We start from the raw sequence: 19,985 nt of genomic DNA, 5'->3' as shown, positions 1-19,985 counted from the left end.
ATGTTGGATAGATTGTTTGAAAAACACTCTAAGTATTGATAGAATAGATACAATACTTTTATGAAATAGGAAGAGGAGTGAAAAGATGTTAAAGAAAATAGTTCCCTATTTTTCAAAATATAAATATTTCCCATTTTTAGCATTTTTATCCATTTTAGTGGAAGTTGTCTGCGAAGTTGGGCAACCGATTATTATGTTAAAAATTATTGATGAAGGAATTCCAAATCGAGATACTTCTATGATTTTATGGTATGGAATTTTAATGATTATCGTTGCGATGATTTCCCTTGGGGCAGGGGTTTTAGGTGCAAAATTTGCATCCATTGCTGGAACAGGAGTAGCAAGTGAATTAAGAAGTGCGCAAATGAAGAAGATTCAAGAATTTTCATTTAAGAATTTAGACTTCTTCTCAAATGCGTCTTTAATTACACGTATGACGAGTGATGTAACAAATATTCAAAATACAGCGATTATGACGATGCGTATTTTAGCACGTGCACCAATGATGTTCTTATTTGCATTCTTCTTTGCAGTATCATTGAATGCACAATTGTCATTAGTCTTTGTAGTAGCCGTTCCATTTTTAGTAGTGAGCTTGACGCTTATTATTTCAACTGCATTTCCTCGCTTTAGATTATTACAACAGGCAACGGATGGGATTAACCGTATTCTTCAAGAAAACTTTATTGGAATTCGAGTAGTGAAATCTTTTGTTCGTGAGCCTTTCGAACGTGTGAAGTTTGGTGTTGAAAATACAAACTTTAAAACTCGTGCGTTACATGCGATGTATGTCATCGTTTGGAACAACCCTATTATGCAATTAACCGTTTATGCTTGTACGATTGCAGTTATGTGGTTTGGTGGAAATTTTGTAATGCATGGAGAAATGACGACTGGAGAATTAATTAGTTTCATTTCATATATTACACAAATTTTAATGTCCTTAATGATGATTTCCTTTGTTTTTGTCATGTTAACAATGACAAAAGCTTCTATGGATCGTATTTTTGAAGTGATTGAAACAGAAGTAGATATTGTGGAACCTGAGCAAGTCATTCCGACAGAAATTACTCGTGGGGATGTAGAGTTTGATCATGTTCATTTCTCATACGGAAAAGATCAACAAGAAGAAGTGTTAAATGATATTCATTTTTCAGTGAAGAGTGGTCAAGTTCTTGGAATTATTGGACCAACAGGTTCTGGTAAAACATCTCTTGTTCAATTAATTCCTCGATTGTATGATGCAACGGCAGGAAGTGTTCGAGTTGCAGGTAAAGATGTTCGAGACTATGCCTTTTCTGATTTACGAAGCCAAGTAGCAATGGTTCTACAAAAAAATACGCTGTTTTCTGGAACCATTCGAGAAAACTTATTATGGGGAAATCCTCATGCAACTGAAGAAGAAATGATTCAAGTAGCTAAATATGCTCAGGCACATAATTTTATTATGGAAATGCCAGATGGATATGATACAAAAGTTGAACAAGGAGGAAGAAATTTCTCTGGAGGTCAAAAACAACGTTTATGTATTGCAAGAGCGATGTTGAGAAAACCAGCTGTTTTAATTTTAGATGATTCAACTTCTGCGGTAGATACTTCAACTGATTCATTAATTCGAGAAGCATTCTTTAATCATTTACCAGATACAACTGTTATTATTATTGCGCAAAGAATTTCTTCTATCCAAGGTGCTGATAAGATTGTTGTGTTAGAAGATGGAAAAATGAACGGAATTGGAACGCATGAAACATTAATGGAAACAAACGAATTGTATCGTGAAATTTATGAAACTCAAATGGAAGGAGCGAAAGTAGATGAGCGCTAAAAAAATTGGACCAAAACGTCCTGAAAATTTAAAGCAAACATTAGCCGACTTATGGAGCTATTTATGGAAAAGTAAGTGGAGTCTTTTCGCTGTTCTTCTATTAGTTGTGTTAGGAAGTGCCGCAGGAATTGTTGGGACTTACTTTATTCGTCCGTTGATCAATGATTTTATTGCAACAAAAGATGTAGCAGGTCTAGCAAAAATGCTAGGAGTCATTGGCTTAATTTATATTATTGGAGCGATTGCGAATTATTTCTCTGGGAAAATTATGATTACGATTGGTCAACAAACGATCGAAACAATGAGAAAAGATTTATTTGATCATATTCAAACATTGCCAATTCGTTTCTTTGATACTAATAAGCATGGAGATTTAATGTCTCGTTTTACAAATGATTTTGAAAATATTCAACAAGCGTTTAATAATAGTATGTTGATGATTGTCAGCTCTTTATTACAATTAGTATTGACATTTGTGATGATGATTATTCTATCTCCAATTTTAACAGGCATGTTAATCGTTATGGTCTTCATTATGTTTGCGATTGTTAGAGTAGTAGCAGGTCGTTCGGGAAAATTCTTTGCTGAACAACAAAAAGTTTTAGGGCAAGTCAATGGATTTGTTGAAGAACATATTGAAGGGCAAAAAGTCGTTAAAGTATTCAATCATGAAACATTAGTCTTAAAAGAATTTGAAACTTTAAATTCTCAATTAAGAGAAGCAGCAAATCAAGCGCAATTTAATTCAAATATTATGTTCCCCATTTTAGGTAATATTAGTTATATTAATTATGCTTTAACTGCTTCAGTTGGTGGATATTTAGTCGTATTCCAAGGGATGGATGTTGGGGCGTTAGCTTCATTCTTGCAATATTCAAGAACATTTGCTCAACCATTAGCACAAATGTCACAACAAACAAATGTCTTATTAGCTGCAATGGCTGGGGCAGAACGTATTTTTGCGATATTAAAAGAAGAATCTGAAGTAGATGAAGGGACAGTAACTTTAGATCAAACAGATTCGAAACAATGGTATTGGGTAAAAGGGGAAGAAAGAATCCCTGTTATTGGGAATATTCAATTGAATGAAGTGGACTTCAGTTATGTTCCAGATGTGCCTATTTTGAAAAAAATCAATGTTTGGGCTGAACCTGGATTAAAAGTAGCCTTTGTTGGTGCAACGGGTGCTGGGAAAACTACGATTACAAATTTAATTAATCGTTTTTATGAAATTGATAATGGGGAAATTACGTTTGATACAATTCCTGTTACGGATATTAAGAAAGATGATTTACGTAAAACAATTTCGATTGTATTACAAGATACTCATTTATTTACGGGTTCGATTGCAGATAATATTCGTTATGGGAATTTAGATGCAACAGATGATGAAGTAGTAAAAGCTGCGAAATTAGCGAATGCGCATGGATTTATTAAACGTTTGCCTCATGGGTATCAAACGGAGATTACTGGTGATGGTGAAGGTCTTTCTCAAGGACAAAGACAGTTATTAGCGATTGCTAGGGCTGCAGTAGCAAATCCAAAAGTATTAATTTTGGATGAAGCGACTAGTTCGATTGATAGTCATACGGAAGCGTTAATTAGTAAAGGGATGGACCAATTGATGGAAGGTAGAACTTCGTTTGTAATTGCCCATCGTTTATCGACGATTCGTAATGCGGATGTGATTATGGTAATGGATCATGGTGAGATTATTGAGCGTGGGAACCATGAAAGTTTAATGGAAAAACAAGGTGTGTACTATCAATTGTATACAGGGCAGCTTGATTTAGACTGATTTAGAAGAAATATGACTTTTCTGATGTAGTAAGGGACGCCAGTAGACAGCTGTTGCTGTCTCTTGGCTAAAATTCGAGCCTAAGGTCTCGAATTTTCCCGAGTAATGGTTGCGGGTATGTCTACCATTACTTTTACTACAGCGAAAAGTCAATTTCTTTGGACGGATATTTATGAGAGTGCGTAAATGAAATAGACTTTGCTTTATAGTAGCTGGGGACGGCAGCAGACCTACGGTCTCATGCCTAAAAATTGAGCCTAAGGTCTCAATTTTTCCCGTGATATAATCAGCATTCGCTGATTATATCGCTAGAGCTACTATGCAAAGTCTTTTCTATTGGACGGATGTTTATGAGTGTACATTCGAGAGAACTACTATATTTATTGCATCAAAAAAAGACGACCGAGGTCGTCTTGAAATATCCTTATTCTACTATTCATCAGAAGACAAATATTCGTCTAATTCAATTACAGAAATACTTAGTCGTTTTGCTCCTTCTTCTTTAGAGAGAAGTCCATCTTTTATTAAACTAATAATCATCATTTTCTTTCCGTGCTCAACACCTTCTAATTTACCTTCTGTCATAGCCTGATTTATGGCATCTTTCTTTTCTTTTTCTATAGTCGCTAAAAAACTTGAATATGCTTGGAGATATCGTGTTCTTTCATCGTACATTTCTCGTTCCTCCTCTGTCCAGTCTACTCGACTCACAATTCGATCCGCTTGTTTTAATATTCTTTCAGGTTTTTGTGTATAGGGTTGATTTCCAAAAAATTCAATCCAACGCACTTTCTTGTATTCTTGTATCTTATCTTTATTATACTTCTCTAATTCTAAAAATGCCATTAATGCTAAATCTTGTTTTTCTTCAAATCCTTTAAAATAGACTTTTAATTCATCGTTTGTATTTTTTTTTTTGAAGCAGTATACGTGAACCATTTTATCGTCCTTAAAATACCTTTTTTGAGTAATGGCAATGGTGTACACAGGTAACAATTCTTCGGCGAGTTTATGGGTCTCTACGCCATCTTTTTTATGTTCATCTGCATTTTTAGTCACTTGATTACATAGATATAACCATAAACGCTTAATAAAGTCAAATTGATAGGCTACTTGAATTTCAATAATGACTTGTGTACCATCATTCAATTCAGCTAATACATCGATACTAGTTACATAAGTCTTTATATCTTCAAATTGATGATTGTGTATTTGGGTTCCATCAAGTATTTTGACATGGTGGACAGGTAAGTCTAGGATATCCCTTATAAACTGTGCTGTGATTTCAGGATTACTGAAAATTTTCTTTGCCATTAAATCCATCATCGGTCTTGCATCTTTGATACGTTCTACCATTTTTATCATCCCTTAATTTTATTTTGAAGTATTCTGTCTTCATCTTCTATATACGAAAAAATTCTTGAAAAATATTTTTTTATGGTAAATTTAAAAAAAGAAATGAGATTGAGTAAAGTTACTTCTATAAAACAAAATCTTTTAAAGGGTGTCGTTTTATGTTAGGATAAAAAAGATTAGGAGGTTTTTATGACAGATACAGAATTAACTATTGAACAACGTGCATTGGATATTGTAAAGCAAGAATTAAATCAATATTCACCAAAGCAAATTGATACAGTATTATCTTTGTTAGAAGATGGCAATACAGTTCCTTTTATTGCACGTTATCGTAAAGATCAAACAGGGAGTTTGGATGAAGTTCAAATTCGTGAAATTGAAGAAAGACATCGTTATTTAGTAAATTTTGAAAAAAGAAAAGACGAAGTTATTCGATTAATTGATGAACAAGAAAAATTAACAGATGAAATTTTATCCGACTTAATGAATGCCAAAACACTAACGGCATTAGAAGATATTTATCGTCCATTTAAACAAAAGAAACGTACGAAAGCGACGATTGCTAAAGAAGCAGGTTTAGAACTGTTAGCTGAATTTTTATTAGCGTGTACTTCTGAAGAAGTTGAAGCAAAAGCTGCAACATTCATTAACGAAGAAAAAGATATTTTAACAGTAGAAGATGCGTTAAATGGAGCGTTAGAAATTATTGCGGAAAAAGTCTCCGATAATGCGCACTATCGAAAACTACTTCGTGAATATACAGTTCAAAAAGCTATGCTTGTGACAAGTTTGAAAGACGAAGAAAAAGATGAAAAACATGTATACGAAATGTATTACGAGTATCAAGAATTGGTAAAAACAATTGTTCCACATCGAATTTTAGCAGTGAATCGTGCTGAAAAAGAAGGTGTGTTAAAAGTTAGCTTAGAAGTCGATGAAATAATTCCGCTAGAAAAAATGATTAAAAAAGAAATTTCGGATGTGAATTCTCCATCTGCTCTATATGTGAAAGCAGCGATTGAGGATAGTTATAAACGTTTCATTGCGCCTGCGATTGAACGTGAAATACGTTCTGAATTAACAGAAAAAGCTCAAACTCAAGCAATTGAGATTTTTGGAGAAAATTTACAAAATCTGTTATTACAAGCACCGATGAAAGGTCATGTAATTTTAGGATTAGACCCAGCGTATCGAACAGGTTGTAAACTAGCGATTATTGATGAAACGGGGAAAGTATTGGATAAAGCAGTTATTTATCCTCACCAAGGAGCAAGTGACTTTAAGCGTGCTCAAGCAGGAACAACATTCAAGAAATTATTGGAAGATTATCAGGTCACTTTAGTTGCTATTGGAAATGGTACTGCAAGCCGAGAATCAGAAGCATTCGTGAGTGAACAGATTAAAGGGCTGAATCGTAAAATTTATTATACAATTGTTAGTGAAGCAGGAGCATCTGTTTATTCTGCTAGTGAGATTGCACGAAAAGAATTTCCAGATTATCAAGTAGAAGAACGTTCTGCAGTAAGTATTGCCCGTCGCCTGCAAGATCCATTGGCAGAATTAGTGAAAATCGATCCAAAAGCAGTAGGAGTAGGACAATACCAACATGATGTGAGTCAAAAACAATTAGATGCAAGACTAGATATTGTTGTCGAAACAGCTGTGAATAAAGTCGGTGTCAATGTCAATACAGCAAGTGCTGCATTATTAGAACATATTGCCGGATTAACTAAAACGACTGCGGCAAATGTAGTGGCTTTTCGTGATGAAAATGGGAAATTCACTAATCGTTCACAATTGAAAAAAGTTCCTCGCTTAGGACCAAAAGCCTTCGAACAAGCAGTAGGATTTTTAAGAATTGTAGATGGTAAAAATCCATTGGATGGAACAGATATTCACCCAGAGTCTTATGAATTTGCTGAAAAGATTTTAGAAAAAATTCAAGCAACAAAAGTAGAAATCGGGACAGAAAAAGTAGAACAAGCTTTATCTGCATTAGATAAAAAAGCATTATCTAGTGAACTAGGAATTGGGATTGAAACGTTAGAATTAATTTTTGCGGGATTAACAAAACCAGGAAGAGACCCGCGTGAAGAAGTTGATCCACCGATTTTAAGAAGTGATGTATTATCCATGGAAGATATTCAAGTCGGAATGGAATTACAAGGGACAATTCGTAATGTAGTCGATTTTGGAGCGTTCGTGGATATCGGAGTTAAACAAGACGGCTTAGTTCATATCTCAAGAATGAAAAAAGGTTTCGTGAAGCATCCAAGTGATGTCGTTGCAGTAGGCGATATCGTAACAGTATGGGTTGCTGAAATTGACATGAAAAAAGGAAGAGTAGGATTATCGATGCTACCTCCAAAAGAGAATGAAAAATAATTTATGAAACTTCATTTAGGGCAGTATACCCTAGATGGAGTTTTTCTTTTTTACATTCAGTATTTAAATTGAATTAATTTCTCATCATTCTTTAGAAAAAACGATGCTTTGTGGTATAATTATTTTGAGTTATTTTATTCAAAAGGAGAAAGAAAATGTCAGAGATTAATCAAAATCATGCTCTTGAGCAATTAAAAGAAAATGCTAATAAAATTTACCAATTAATTAATCAACAAAAAAATCATTTATGTATTGCTAAATGTCCAGCATTTGAAGAAGTGGTAGACACACAATTATTTGGACTATCTAAACAAGTAGAATTTGCTGTAGCGATTGGAGTTGTGGAAGCCAATGAAGGACATCAGATAATGGCTGATTTGGAATATACATTAAATGAAGTATATAGCGATGTATATGAGAAAAACTGGCAATCTTAAAGAAAGTAAGAGGGATTATTGTTTTGAAAGTACAAGATAAAATAAAAAATCTCTTCCAAGTAGATAAAATTATTTTAATGATTTTCATTATATTATCTGCATTTGGATTAGTAATGATTTATAGTGCTAGTAGTTATTTTTCATTAACTTCTGTAGGAAATTCTGAATATTACTTAGTTCGTCAATTGGCCTTTGTTTTGGCTGGAATCATTATAGCGATTGCGATTGCTAATTATGGAGAAAAATTCTTTTTTAATGAACGATTTTTGCAAATTACATATGGTGGATTAATTTTATTACTTTTATTCGTATTAACTCAGACAGGCATTAAAGGGGCGAAAAGCTGGATTAATTTACGATTGTTTAATTTGCAACCATCTGAGTTTGCTAAGGTTATTTTAATATGGGCGAGTGCTTTTTATTACCACAAGTTTCGAGAAAGTCGTAATTGGAAGCAATTATTTATGTATCCAATGGGAATGATGGTTTTAGTGAGTATTCTTGTTTTAATTCAACCAGACTTTGGTACGGTAATGATTACAGTCTTGATGATGTGGTTATTAGCATTAACAACAGGATATTCTAAAAAAGCGATTAAATATTCAGGAGTAGTTTTTGTCATCGGTTATTTATTTACCTACTTACCAATTTCAATTATTAAATATATTCCATTTATTAAGTCATACCAAGTGGGACGTTTCCTTTCTTTCCATAATCCATGGGACGATACAAGTGGAGTTGGGTATCAATCTATTCAAGGTTTCTTAGCCTTAGCAAGAGGAGGAATGTCAGGGACAGGTTTATCAAGCTCTATTCAAAAAACAGGATTTTTACCTGAAGCTCATACAGACTTTATATTGGCAATTGTGGGAGAAGAATTAGGTTTTATTGTTGTTTGGATTGTATTAGTTGTTCTATTCTTCTTAATAATGTACATTTTTTGGAAAGCAGAAAAGTGTCGTTCATCTTTTGCTAGATATTTATGTTTAGGAGTAGGGATTTTTCTTTTAGTACAAAGTGGAGTGAATATTGGTGCGTTACTAGGTTTAGCTCCAATTACCGGAGTTCCATTACCATTTTTAAGTTATGGCGGTTCTAGTTTTATTGTTTCAAGTATTGCGATTGGGATGGTACTTTTCGCATTAAAATATGATCAAGATTACAAAGAAAATTTACTAATAAAAATGAGAATGGGTGAATTTGTTCTTGAAGAAGAGATTGTAGGAAAAGAAGAACAGCAAAATCAAGCCTTTACTGATCAAGAAATTGTGAATGAAACCTTTAAAGAAGAGGAAGAAGAGGAGGATGAGCATGAAGAAATTACTGGTGGCTAACCGTGGAGAAATTGCGATTCGTGTATTTCGTGCAGCAACAGAACTTGGGATTGAGACAGTAGGAATTTTTGCCAAGGAAGATGAACAATCTTTACATCGTTTCAAAGCAGATGAGGCTTATTTAGTTGGCGAAGGTAAGAAACCGACAGAAGCCTATCTAGATATGGATGATATTATTCGTATTGCGAAACAATCAGGGGCAGATGCTATTCATCCTGGTTATGGTTTTTTATCTGAAAACATTGATTTTGCTAGAAAGTGTCAAGAAGCTGGACTAACCTTTGTTGGACCACGTTTAGAACATTTAGATATTTTAGGGGATAAATTAAAAGCAAAAACTGCTGCGCATAAGGCTGGTTTACAATCCATTCCTGGGACAGAAGGGACAGTTTCTTCTGTTCAAGAAATTTATGAGTTTGGAGAACAATTTGGTTATCCGATTATGATAAAAGCGGCACTTGGTGGCGGCGGTCGTGGAATGCGTGTTGTTTATCGTAAGGAAGATGTTCAAGATAGTTATGATCGTGCAGTTGGAGAAGCGATAAAAGCTTTTGGTGCTGGAGAATGTTATGTGGAAAAATATATTGAAAATCCACAACATATTGAAGTACAAATTTTAGGGGATAAACATGGAAATGTTGTTCATTTATTCGAACGTGATTGTTCTGTTCAAAGACGACACCAGAAAGTGATTGAAGTAGCTCCATGTGTTTCTCTTTCAGAGGAAATGCGCTCAAATATTTGTAATGCTGCAGCTAGTTTTATGAAAGAAATTGGCTATGTCAATGCAGGAACAGTTGAATTTTTATTAGATGGAAATCAGTTTTACTTTATTGAAGTGAATCCAAGAATCCAAGTAGAGCATACCATTACTGAATTGATTACAGGAATCGATATTGTTCAAGCACAATTAAAAATTGCACAAGGAATGGATTTACACCAAGAAATTGGTATTCCTACACAAGAAAACTTAACATTTAGTGGTGCTGCAATTCAGTGCCGTATTACAACTGAAAATCCTGAAAATAACTTTTTACCAGATACTGGTAAAATTAATACGTATCGTTCACCCGGTGGTTTAGGTATTCGTTTAGATGCAGGAAATGCGTTCCAAGGAAATGTGGTAACGCCATATTTTGACTCACTATTAGTAAAAGTTTGTACGTATGGTCGTGATTTTTCTCAAGCAGTTACAACGATGCAACGTGCATTAAAAGAGTTTAGAATTCGTGGAGTGAAGACGAATATTCCATTTTTAAAAAATGTGATTCATCACGAAGATTTTTTAACAGGAACGGCTAAAACAACGTTTATTGATACAACACCTGAATTGTTTAAGTTTCCAAAGGAAAGTAATCGTGGAAATAAAATTTTAAAATATATTTCTGAAATTACGGTTAATGGGTATCCAGGAATCCCACAAGAAACAAAGGCATTCGAGAGACCAACTTATATCGAAACATTGAAGTCCGTTTCAAAACCAGAAAAAACAGCTAAGCAGTTACTGGATGAAAAAGGTGCGGATGCAGTTTCGAAATGGGTATTGGAACAAGAAAAAGTTCTTTTAACGGATACAAGTTTTAGAGATGCGCATCAAAGTTTAATGGCAACAAGAATGCGTTCGATTGACTTAATTCAAGCGTCTCAGCAATATGAAGCAGCAGTTCCTCAATTGTTCTCAGCAGAAGTATGGGGTGGAGCAACGTTTGATACAGCTTATCGATTTTTAACAGAAAATCCTTGGAATCGATTAGAAAAAATTCGTAAAGCAATGCCAAATACGCTATTACAAATGTTATTACGTGGTTCTAATGCAGTAGGTTATTCCAATTATCCAGATGCTGTGATTCGTTCGTTCATTTTAGAAGCAGCAGCAACAGGAATTGATGTGTTTAGAATTTTTGACAGCTTAAACTGGTTGCCTCAAATGGAAGTGAGTATTCAAGCCGTTCGTGATGCAGGAAAAATTGCAGAAGCGACCATGTGTTATACAGGCGATTTATTAAATCCAATGCAAACAAAATATACATTAGAATATTATAAACAATTTGCGAAAGATTTAGAAAAAGCGGGTGCGCATATGATTGCCATTAAAGATATGGCAGGATTATTGAAACCTCAAGCAGCCAAACAATTGATTACAACATTAAAAGAATCAGTCGATATTCCAATTCATTTACACACTCATGATACTAGTGGAAATGGTATTTTAACATTAGCAACAGCGATTGATGCTGGAGTAGATGTAGTCGATGTAGCCTTTAGTGCTTTAGCAGGTGGAACATCTAATCCAAGTATGGAAACTTTATACTATGGATTAGAAGGTACAAGTCGCCAACCTGAATTAGAGATGGAAAATGTAACAACATTAAACCGTTATTGGGGAACGATTCGCAAATCTTATCATGCATTTGATCAAGCACAAGTTTCTCCAAGTCCTGAAGTTTACTATCATGAAATGCCTGGAGGACAATATACGAATTTATACCAACAAGCTAAATCAGTTGGTTTAGGAGAACGTTTCGAAGAAGTGAAAGAAATGTATCATCGTGTAAACCAATTATTTGGAGATATTATTAAAGTAACACCTTCTTCTAAAGTAGTTGGAGATATGGCATTATTCTGTATTCAAAATGAACTTAATGAAGAAAATATTTATGAAAAAGGATTAACTCTGTCTTTCCCTGAATCAGTGATTCAATTCTTTAGAGGGGATTTAGGTCAACCGGTTGGAGGCTTTAATGAAAAACTTCAAAAAGTTGTATTAAAAGATATTGAGCCAATTACTGTTCGCCCAGGATTATTAGCTCCTGAAGTAGATTTTGAAGAAGTTCGTAAAGAATTGGAAGATTTACTAGGACATAAACCAAAAGACCAACAAGTACTAAGTTATCTCATGTATCCAAAAGTGTATAAGGAATACCAAGAGAGAAAAGAACTATATGGAGATTTAAGCAAATTAGATACGCAAACATTCTTCTATGGAATGCGTATGGGTGAGACGATTCAAATGGAATATGCTCCAGGTAAAGTCTTTATGATTACATTAGTACAAATTGGGGAACCAGACCAAGATGGAAATCGAATTATGTTCTATCGATTCAATGGACAAAGCCGAGAAATTATTGTCCATGATGCGAGTGCGACAATGACAACTGTCAAACGTCAAAAAGCAGATGCGAATGACTTTGGACAAATTGGGGCAACAATGCCAGGTAGTGTCCTAAAAGTATTTGTAACAAAAGGTGAAGCAGTTCGTAAAGGACAAGTGTTACTTGTGACAGAAGCGATGAAGATGGAAACAACCATTCAAGCACCATTTGATGGCATTGTTGAAACCATTGCTGTTAAAGAACAAGATATGATTGATGTCAGTGATTTACTATTAACAATTCGTAAAAAATAATAAAGAGAGGAGTAAACATGGAACAAGTAGAAAGAAGAGCGATTATTGTATGGCTCTATACATTAAAACCAATTAAACAATTAAAACGTTTCGGTAATATTCAATATATTTCTAAACGTCTAAAATATATTTACTTGTATGTCAATGAAGAAGAAGTGGAAAGTGTTATGGATAAAGTTAGCAAATTTCACTTTGTTCGAAAAGTTGAAGTATCTCCTCGCCATGAAGTTCGAATGGATTTTACACAAATCTTACCAGAATTACGTGAGGAAATTGAATTAGAAAAACGAGCATTGGCTACAGAAGCGTAATGATTATTTAATAAGAATAAAGAGTCCACCGATATCTCATGGTGGACTCTTTTTGTATTGGTTGAATCTGAGTGATATAAATTGTGATCTAGCAAGATTTAATTCGTTAAAACCTAATAGTTACCGTTTGAGATTTATGATAAACTAATTATAAGTAACAGAAAGGAAATTTATATATGGAAAATATCGGTACAATTACAAAAAACGTTAAAAAAATACTTTCAATCACTAGTGATGTTAGCAAGATATTCATTGATAATGAGAATTTCAAAAAACATTTAATAAAGAGAAACCATCAAAATATGATTTCTCATATACCTAAAATATCACAGTATTTAAAAAATCCTGATTATGTAGGTGTCAACCCACGAGAAAAAGGTGTCAGTTTGGAGTATATTGTTCAAGTAGAACCAAATATTCTTATAGCAGTTAAATTGGACAGTAAGAATGGTTACTTTTATGTGGCTACTATGCACGAAATTTCTCAATTAAAATTAACTCAGAGAATTCGCAACGGAAGATTACGAAAAGTTGACAAAAGATAATAAATAATTATAATAGAGGTATAGAAAGTATGAATTGAGGGTAGAAAGGTTCCTACCGCACCTCATAGAGGTACCTGAGATGACGAGGTTACTGAACGTCCAATTTATACTAACGATATTTTCCAAGAAGACACCGCAAGGTGTCTTTTTTTGTGTCAGAATTTATACAGGAGTGATAAAATGACAACAAGACAAGAACTAGTAGATTATGTACGTAATTTATCTAACAGAAGGAGTCGGAGTAGATGTTTATTGTGAGTTGTTATTCTTTTTTTGAGCGTTTATAATAAGGTGAATATATTAAAGGAGGAACACAGATGAGAATTATTTCTGGCGAATTTGGTGGAAGACATCTTCGAGCTGTTCCAGGAAAGAACACAAGACCCACAACGGATAAAATTAAAGAATCCTTATTCAATATTTTAGGAGGATATTTTGATGGCGGTGTCATGTTGGATATGTATGCAGGCAGTGGAGGAGTAGCCATTGAAGCTGTTTCTAGAGGAATGGACCATGCCTTTTTATTTGAAAATAATCGACAAGCGATTCAAACGATTGAACAAAATATTGATATTACAAAGAGTCCCGATCAATTTACATTATTGAAACAAAATGTGAAGCATGGATTAAAAACATTAGCTACAAGGGAAGAGTTTAAACCTGTTTCTTTAGTGTTTATGGATCCACCGTATCGTCTACAAGAAATTATCCATGATATTGAACAATTGGAAAAATTATCATTAGTAGCGGAAGATGCTGTAGTTGTCGCAGAAGTGGATAAAGCAGTACAATTACCAGAAAAAATTGGGCGATTTACTCAATGGAAACGAGTAGAGTATGGAATTACAGCATTAATTTTCTTTGAATTTGAATAGGAGATTTATATGGTAAAAGCAATTTATGCAGGAAGTTTTGATCCCATTACAAAGGGGCATCTTCATTTAATTCAACGTGCGACAGTATTATTTGATGAAGTGATTGTATTAATTTCTCATAATCATCAAAAACAGTATACTTTAACAAAAGAAGAGAGAGTTCAAACAGTTCAAAAAGCTGTATCAAACTGGGAAAATGTTCGAGTTGTCGTACAAGATGGGGGCTTAACGGTTGAAGCTGCGAAACAATTAGGAGCAACTGTTCTTTTAAGAGGGATTCGTAATAGTCAAGATTTAGAATTAGAAAAGACTTTAGCATATCATAATCATCGATTAGACGAGAATATTGAAACTGTCTTACTCATAAGTGAGCCAGCCTATGAATATGTCAGTTCAACAATGGTGAAAGAATTAGCTAAATTTGGCGGAGAATTTGAGTCTTTTGTTCCAGAGTCTGTAGCAGAAATTTTGGAAAAAAGATATGCTGGACAAGAGTGTCAACAAATGACGCTTCAAGAAAGAAGTGAGTAAGTATGAAAAAAATTTCTTTACGAACGATTGTTATATCGCTCGTCAGTTTATTAGTTTTAGGAATCATTGCATTTTTTCCTTTACCTTATGTATTAGAAATGCCAGGGAGCGCTGAAAAAGTAGAGGATTTTATTACAATTGAAGGAGTTAATGAGAAGAAGGAAGGGTCTTTTCGTGTAATGACGGTATTGTCCCAACAGGCAACCCCTTTATTAGCACTTCAAACATTGCTTCCTCATGTTGAAATGATTCCAAAGGAAAAAGTGTATGGCACAACACCTAGTAAGGAATACAATAAAATTCAGGAATATTATATGCAACAAGCTAGAAATGCAGCCATTTCAGTAGCGTACAAGGCAGCAGGAAAAACTGTTGAAGAAGAATTTTTAGGTGTATATGTGATGACAGTAGTTCCTGAATCTGATTTTAAAGAGAAGATTCAAGTAGGAGATATTGTGACAAAAGTGGATGGAGTATCATTTTCATCCGCACAAGAAATGATTCAAGCCATTAGTTCTAAAAAAATTGGGGATAGTGTTACAATTGAAATCAATCGTAATCAAGAAATTATTGAAAAAGCAGGAGTCTTGGTAGAAAATCCTGATACAGGAAAACCGATGTTAGGGATTCAATTAGTGACGCATTCAAAACTTCATGAATCTCCTAAAGTAGATTTTGATCCACATGGGGTTAGTGGGCCATCGGCAGGTCTGATGTTTACATTAGAAATTTATAACCAATTAACGGATAAAAATTTAAAACAAGGTCGAATTGTGGCTGGTACGGGTACAATGAATGAAAAAGGAGAAGTTGGACGAATCGGTGGAGTAGATAAGAAATTAGTGGCAGCTGTTCGTGCAGGAGCAACTATTTTCCTAGCACCAGATGATGAAATTACGGATGAAATGAGAGAAAAAAATCCTAACATTTTATCGAACTATGAAGAAGCTAAACGAACCGCTGAAAAGATAAAATCCAATATTCAAGTGTATCCTGTAAAAAAATTTGAAGATGCAGTAAAAATTTTAGAAAAATAAAATACAAAACGTCGTTTTTTTCGTATCTATAGTTAGAGGAGGGAAAAATGATGTTTTATTTTTTTATGCAAGTGAAAAGGTGGTTGATGGAATATAAGAAGGTTCTGTCAATCATTAGTGGTGTGTTAGCAGTTATCGTTATTATTCTTGTAGGAAGAGGGATGATGGCTTCACCTACGAAAGAAAAAGTAATGGTAACGAATGCTGTGAATATAACAAGAGTGGAAGAAACAACTACGATGATGCCACAAAATTGTTATGTGGATATTAAAGGAGAAGTTCTAAGGCCTGGAGTGTATGAGTTTTCTTGTGAGAGTCGCATACAAGAAGTGATTAAAAAGGCAGGAGGTTTTACGGAGGAGGCAGATGAAATAAAAATTAATTTAGCACAAAAAATTAGCGATCAAATGCAAATTATTGTCCCTAATTTAAATTCTAAACAAGAAGGTGGAGTGACAGAGGGAAATTCTGAAAAAGGAAACTTGTCTAATACGACTCCATCTAATTTAAAACAAGGAACAGTCAATATTAATACAGCAACTCTTGAGCAATTACAAACCATAAAAGGAATCGGAAAGAAAAAAGCAGAAGCTATTTTACAATATCGAAAAGAACATGGAGCCTTTCGTACAAAGGAAGACTTATTACAAGTGAAAGGAATTGGAAAGAAAGCATTAGAAGCGATTGAAAGCCAAGTGACTTTCCAATGAAGAAGTGGATTTGGATAACGGTCTTAGAAATTATAGTAGGAAGTTTAATCTTTTCTGAATCTTCGCTTTTTCTAAAAGGGATTTATGTTTTGATAGGAATATGGACGTTCATTCTTCATTTTCAATCTAAACAACAGCTGTTCTGGGTCTTTATTTTACTCATTTCTATTGGATTACGTTCTTATCAAGTCTATCATCCTACAGTTGTTCCCGAGGGGGAGTTGGTTGGAATTATAAGATTGAATAGGGATGATTTGAAAATCAATGGAGACTTTGTAACGGGAATTGCTGAATTAGAGTTGACATCTTCTAACCATCAAGTGTTATTCCAATATAAAATGCATTCTGAAAAAGAGAGAGCTTTATTTGAAGGAGAGGAGTCAAATCTTACTTTATCCGTAATAGGGAAGAGTAAGCCTGTGAATGAACCTAAAAATAGAGGGGATTTTAATGCGCCAAGTTATTATCGTAGTATTGGGGTTTTGCGTGTGTTTGAAGTTAGAGGTTTTAAACAAATAGCAAATGCTCCTTCATGGATCTCACTATTTCAAAATTGGCGTAGAAAATGTTATTTGAAAATTGATAAACAGCCAGAAAGTTTTGTTCGTACCTATGCTTTATTATTACTATTTGGGAAAACGAAAGATGCGGATGCAACAGTAATAGGGCATTATAAGAGACTTGGAATCATGCATGTTTTAGCCATTTCAGGACTTCATATTACATTATTTATTCATCTGCTTGAAAAAGTATTATGGAAATGGAAAATAACTCGAGAAACAAGTGCTGCTGTCATTATCGTTGGATTAGTCATTTATGGTTACTTTATTCATTGGAATATTAGTGGTACACGAGCGATTTTAATGTATGTTTTAGCGCAAATGTCTAAGAAGTTTCATTGGAAACTGACAACAGAGGATTGTTTGGGAATCATATTTTTGCTGTCACTGTTTTATCGCACAAGTATCATTGAAAATGTAGCTTTTCAACTTAGTTATGGATTAACCGCTATTTTATTATTGACGAGTTATTTTGTTGAACATAATCTTCAAGGAAAATGGAAGAAAACAATTTGTATTGCTTTTTTAACGCCTATCATTGCCTTGCCATTGATTTGTCATTATTTTTTCAAGTGGAATATGCTAAGTATTTTATTAGCTGGTTTATTAGTTTTACTGTTTGAAAGTATCCTTATTCCAGGAATATTGCTTTACGCTTTAGCAGTAGTATTAAATTGGGTGTGGATTTCTAATGGCATCGTTTTCTTTTTAGATGCATTATTAAATGGATTGAATCAACTCTTTTCTCTTTGTGAGCAATTTTTGTTTTTACGATTCACATTTGGAACATGGTCAACAGTAGCTTGGATATTGTATTGGGTTACTCTTTATGTAGCTCTTGTTTGTTATGAGAAATCTTGGTTTCGTCCTTATTCAAGTCTCATATTTGCGTTTTGTTCTTTTATCATTGCACTTAGCATTCCTTATCATCTACATGAGCAAATCATCTTTTTAAGTACAGGTTCGCAAGTTTCAGTATTGTATATTCCAAAAGGATTCAATCATGCCACGTTAGTGTTGAGGGGAGGAAATTCGTTCATAGATTCTAAGGGGAAGGTCCTTAGTAAACAATCTTTTTCTAAAAATGTTACGAATAATATTTTAGTAGAAGGAATTTCTCAGTTGGATTCTATTGTACTAACGAATGCTAGTGTGGAAGATAGTGATGATTTGAAAGAGTTGACCCAAGATTTTTCAGTAAGCGAGGTAGTCGTTTCTAAAAATCCTTCTGAAAAAAGAGGGTTTGCAGAATTGGGAGTTTCGACATTGTATCATGAAGTAGGAGAGAGACAGTTACTTTCTGGTGTGAAATGGGAATTGATTCCAGCTAATAAAAGTAAAAAAGAAGTTCAAAATTCTATTTTTACAATCCAAGGAGAACGAATACTCATAGTGGAAGATAAGATGAAAACTTTACCCGATAAAGTTGATTTTGTGATTTCTTCAAAGAAAAACGCAGAAGGGATTGCAAAATTAAATGGATTTACACAAATGCAAACGAAAAGTTTAATTTTAGAAAAAGGAAATGGGAAGGTTCAATCGCATATTAGTTCACGCTTTTTAGATCAATTAGAACAACAAGTTTCACATATATGGATTTCACAAGAAGATGGAGCAGTTCATATGATGCAAGAAAAAGGCGTACGAAAATTCCATACGATAAAAAGTCATAAAGACGAGTGAAACCATGGACAAAAAGAACACTTCACGATACACTAGACTAAGAGAAAGGGGAGTCATAAATGGAATTTCAAAAGAAAATAGAAGAAATTAAATCGGGGAAATTGTCGCCCATTTATATGGTTCAAGGAAAAGAAGATTATTTACAAAATTGGGCAAGACAAGTATTTTTAGAATCCGTAGTGGCTCCTGAAGATCAAGAATTAAATGTCGGTCGATTTAATATGGAAGAAATTTCTGTCCAAACAGCTATTGAGGATGCAGAATCTGTCCCATTTTTTGGAGATAGACGTTTAGTGATGATTGATAAACCATATTTTTTAACGGGTGAAAAAGAAAAAGCAAAAATTGATCATCAACTTGAAAGATTACAGTTTTATTTAGAAAACCCCTTAGACTCTTCTGTCGTTGTATTTTTTGCACCCTATGAAAAGTTAGACTCTCGTAAAAAAATCGTGAAGCAATTAAAAAAAGTAGCAGTCTTATTAGATGCTTCTTCATTAGAAGAAAAAGATGTTAAAACGATGGTCCAACATAAAGTACAAGAACAGGGCGTTTCGATGGAAATATCTGTATTACAATTATTTTTAGAAAAATTACACTATTCTCTAACCGATGCGATGAGAGAAATTAATAAGTTAATCTTATCTGCTATGGATACGAAAGTGATTGATAGTGACTTAGTGGCAACATTAGTTCCAAAAAGTTTAGAACAAAATATTTTTGAACTAGGAGAAGCCGTCCTTCGAAAAGATAGTAAAGTGGCGATTGAAATTTATCGAGATTTACTATTACAAAAAGAAGACCCGATTAAAATGAATGCCATTTTACTAGGGCAATTTCGCTTATTATTACAAGTAAGCTACTTACAAAAAGAAGGCTATCACGAACCTGAAATGCAAAAGGTGTTAGGAATTCATCCATACCGTGTAAAACTCGCTCTAGGACAATCTAGAAAATTTTCGATTGCTTTACTAGAAGCAGCATATCGATTATTAGTTGAAACAGAGTATGCATTGAAAACAGGACTTGGAATGAAAGAATTGCAATTAGAAACATTTATTTTGAAGTTTTGTCAAAAGAGTGCATAAGTAGGTTGAAATGAAAATAAAAAGTACAAAAAAAGGCCCGAGAATGATTTTGAAGTGACCCCAAAAAGTTAGACTTTTTTTGAGACGACTTAAGTCGTCTCTTT

Annotated in this window: 15 protein-coding genes; 14 read left to right on the top strand and 1 reads right to left on the bottom strand. The window is 33.9% G+C overall.

Annotated elements, in window-relative coordinates; translation table 11 throughout:
* Nucleotides 1–85 precede the first annotated feature (85 nt).
* Together RWR88_RS05450 and RWR88_RS05445 are read left to right on the top strand one after the other, a co-directional pair.
* Nucleotides 86–1,825, top strand: a complete 1,740-nt coding sequence (locus RWR88_RS05450) for an ABC transporter ATP-binding protein (RefSeq protein WP_314450978.1) — start codon at nucleotides 86–88, stop codon at nucleotides 1,823–1,825.
* Entirely contained in the window at nucleotides 1,815–3,623 is a 1,809-nt protein-coding gene (locus RWR88_RS05445; protein ID WP_314450977.1) for an ABC transporter ATP-binding protein, read from the top strand. Before RWR88_RS05450 ends, RWR88_RS05445 begins: the two co-directional genes overlap by 11 nt.
* A 432-nt stretch (nucleotides 3,624–4,055) precedes the next feature.
* On the opposite strand, the gene RWR88_RS05440 is transcribed toward RWR88_RS05445, so the two are convergent.
* Nucleotides 4,056–4,979, bottom strand: a complete 924-nt coding sequence (locus RWR88_RS05440; protein ID WP_314450976.1) for an Rpn family recombination-promoting nuclease/putative transposase — start codon at nucleotides 4,977–4,979, stop codon at nucleotides 4,056–4,058.
* Nucleotides 4,980–5,168: 189 nt separating this feature from the next.
* Here RWR88_RS05440 and RWR88_RS05435 point away from each other — a divergent pair, with 189 nt between their 5' ends.
* The 12 genes from RWR88_RS05435 (at nucleotide 5,169) to holA (ending at nucleotide 19,881) form a co-directional block, all read left to right on the top strand.
* On the top strand, nucleotides 5,169–7,364 hold the full coding sequence (locus RWR88_RS05435) for a Tex family protein (protein ID WP_314450975.1): 2,196 nt from the start codon (nucleotides 5,169–5,171) through the stop codon (nucleotides 7,362–7,364).
* Between the two features lie 155 nt (nucleotides 7,365–7,519).
* The gene (locus RWR88_RS05430; RefSeq protein WP_314349320.1) at nucleotides 7,520–7,801 is read left to right on the top strand and encodes a DUF1507 family protein; all 282 of its coding nucleotides are present in this window, start codon (nucleotides 7,520–7,522) and stop codon (nucleotides 7,799–7,801) included.
* A gap of 23 nt (nucleotides 7,802–7,824) precedes the next feature.
* Nucleotides 7,825–9,135, top strand: a complete 1,311-nt coding sequence (locus RWR88_RS05425) for an FtsW/RodA/SpoVE family cell cycle protein (protein WP_314450974.1) — start codon at nucleotides 7,825–7,827, stop codon at nucleotides 9,133–9,135.
* Complete coding sequence (locus RWR88_RS05420; protein ID WP_314450973.1) at nucleotides 9,113–12,541, top strand: pyruvate carboxylase; 3,429 nt, start codon at nucleotides 9,113–9,115, stop codon at nucleotides 12,539–12,541. Before RWR88_RS05425 ends, RWR88_RS05420 begins: the two co-directional genes overlap by 23 nt.
* 17 nt (nucleotides 12,542–12,558) lie before the next feature.
* The gene (locus tag RWR88_RS05415; RefSeq protein ID WP_276686513.1) at nucleotides 12,559–12,852 is read left to right on the top strand and encodes a YlbG family protein; all 294 of its coding nucleotides are present in this window, start codon (nucleotides 12,559–12,561) and stop codon (nucleotides 12,850–12,852) included.
* Nucleotides 12,853–13,028: 176 nt separating this feature from the next.
* Entirely contained in the window at nucleotides 13,029–13,397 is a 369-nt protein-coding gene (locus RWR88_RS05410; RefSeq protein ID WP_314349324.1) for a PBECR2 nuclease fold domain-containing protein, read from the top strand.
* Nucleotides 13,398–13,714: 317 nt separating this feature from the next.
* Entirely contained in the window at nucleotides 13,715–14,272 is a 558-nt protein-coding gene (gene rsmD, locus RWR88_RS05405) for a 16S rRNA (guanine(966)-N(2))-methyltransferase RsmD (RefSeq protein WP_006703512.1), read from the top strand.
* Between the two features lie 9 nt (nucleotides 14,273–14,281).
* Entirely contained in the window at nucleotides 14,282–14,803 is a 522-nt protein-coding gene (gene coaD / locus RWR88_RS05400; protein ID WP_314450972.1) for a pantetheine-phosphate adenylyltransferase, read from the top strand.
* A 2-nt stretch (nucleotides 14,804–14,805) separates the two neighbouring features.
* Entirely contained in the window at nucleotides 14,806–15,840 is a 1,035-nt protein-coding gene (locus tag RWR88_RS05395) for a SepM family pheromone-processing serine protease (protein WP_314450971.1), read from the top strand.
* A gap of 47 nt (nucleotides 15,841–15,887) precedes the next feature.
* Entirely contained in the window at nucleotides 15,888–16,550 is a 663-nt protein-coding gene (locus RWR88_RS05390; protein ID WP_314450969.1) for a helix-hairpin-helix domain-containing protein, read from the top strand.
* Entirely contained in the window at nucleotides 16,547–18,793 is a 2,247-nt protein-coding gene (locus tag RWR88_RS05385) for a ComEC/Rec2 family competence protein (protein ID WP_314450968.1), read from the top strand. The genes RWR88_RS05390 and RWR88_RS05385 overlap by 4 nt, the downstream gene beginning before the upstream one ends.
* A gap of 59 nt (nucleotides 18,794–18,852) precedes the next feature.
* On the top strand, nucleotides 18,853–19,881 hold the full coding sequence (gene holA, locus RWR88_RS05380; protein ID WP_314450967.1) for a DNA polymerase III subunit delta: 1,029 nt from the start codon (nucleotides 18,853–18,855) through the stop codon (nucleotides 19,879–19,881).
* Nucleotides 19,882–19,985 lie beyond the last annotated feature (104 nt).

This window comes from uncultured Granulicatella sp., from assembly GCF_963528195.1.
GTDB lineage: Bacteria > Bacillota > Bacilli > Lactobacillales > Aerococcaceae > Granulicatella.
This window is presented reverse-complemented; position numbering and strand designations above follow the sequence as displayed.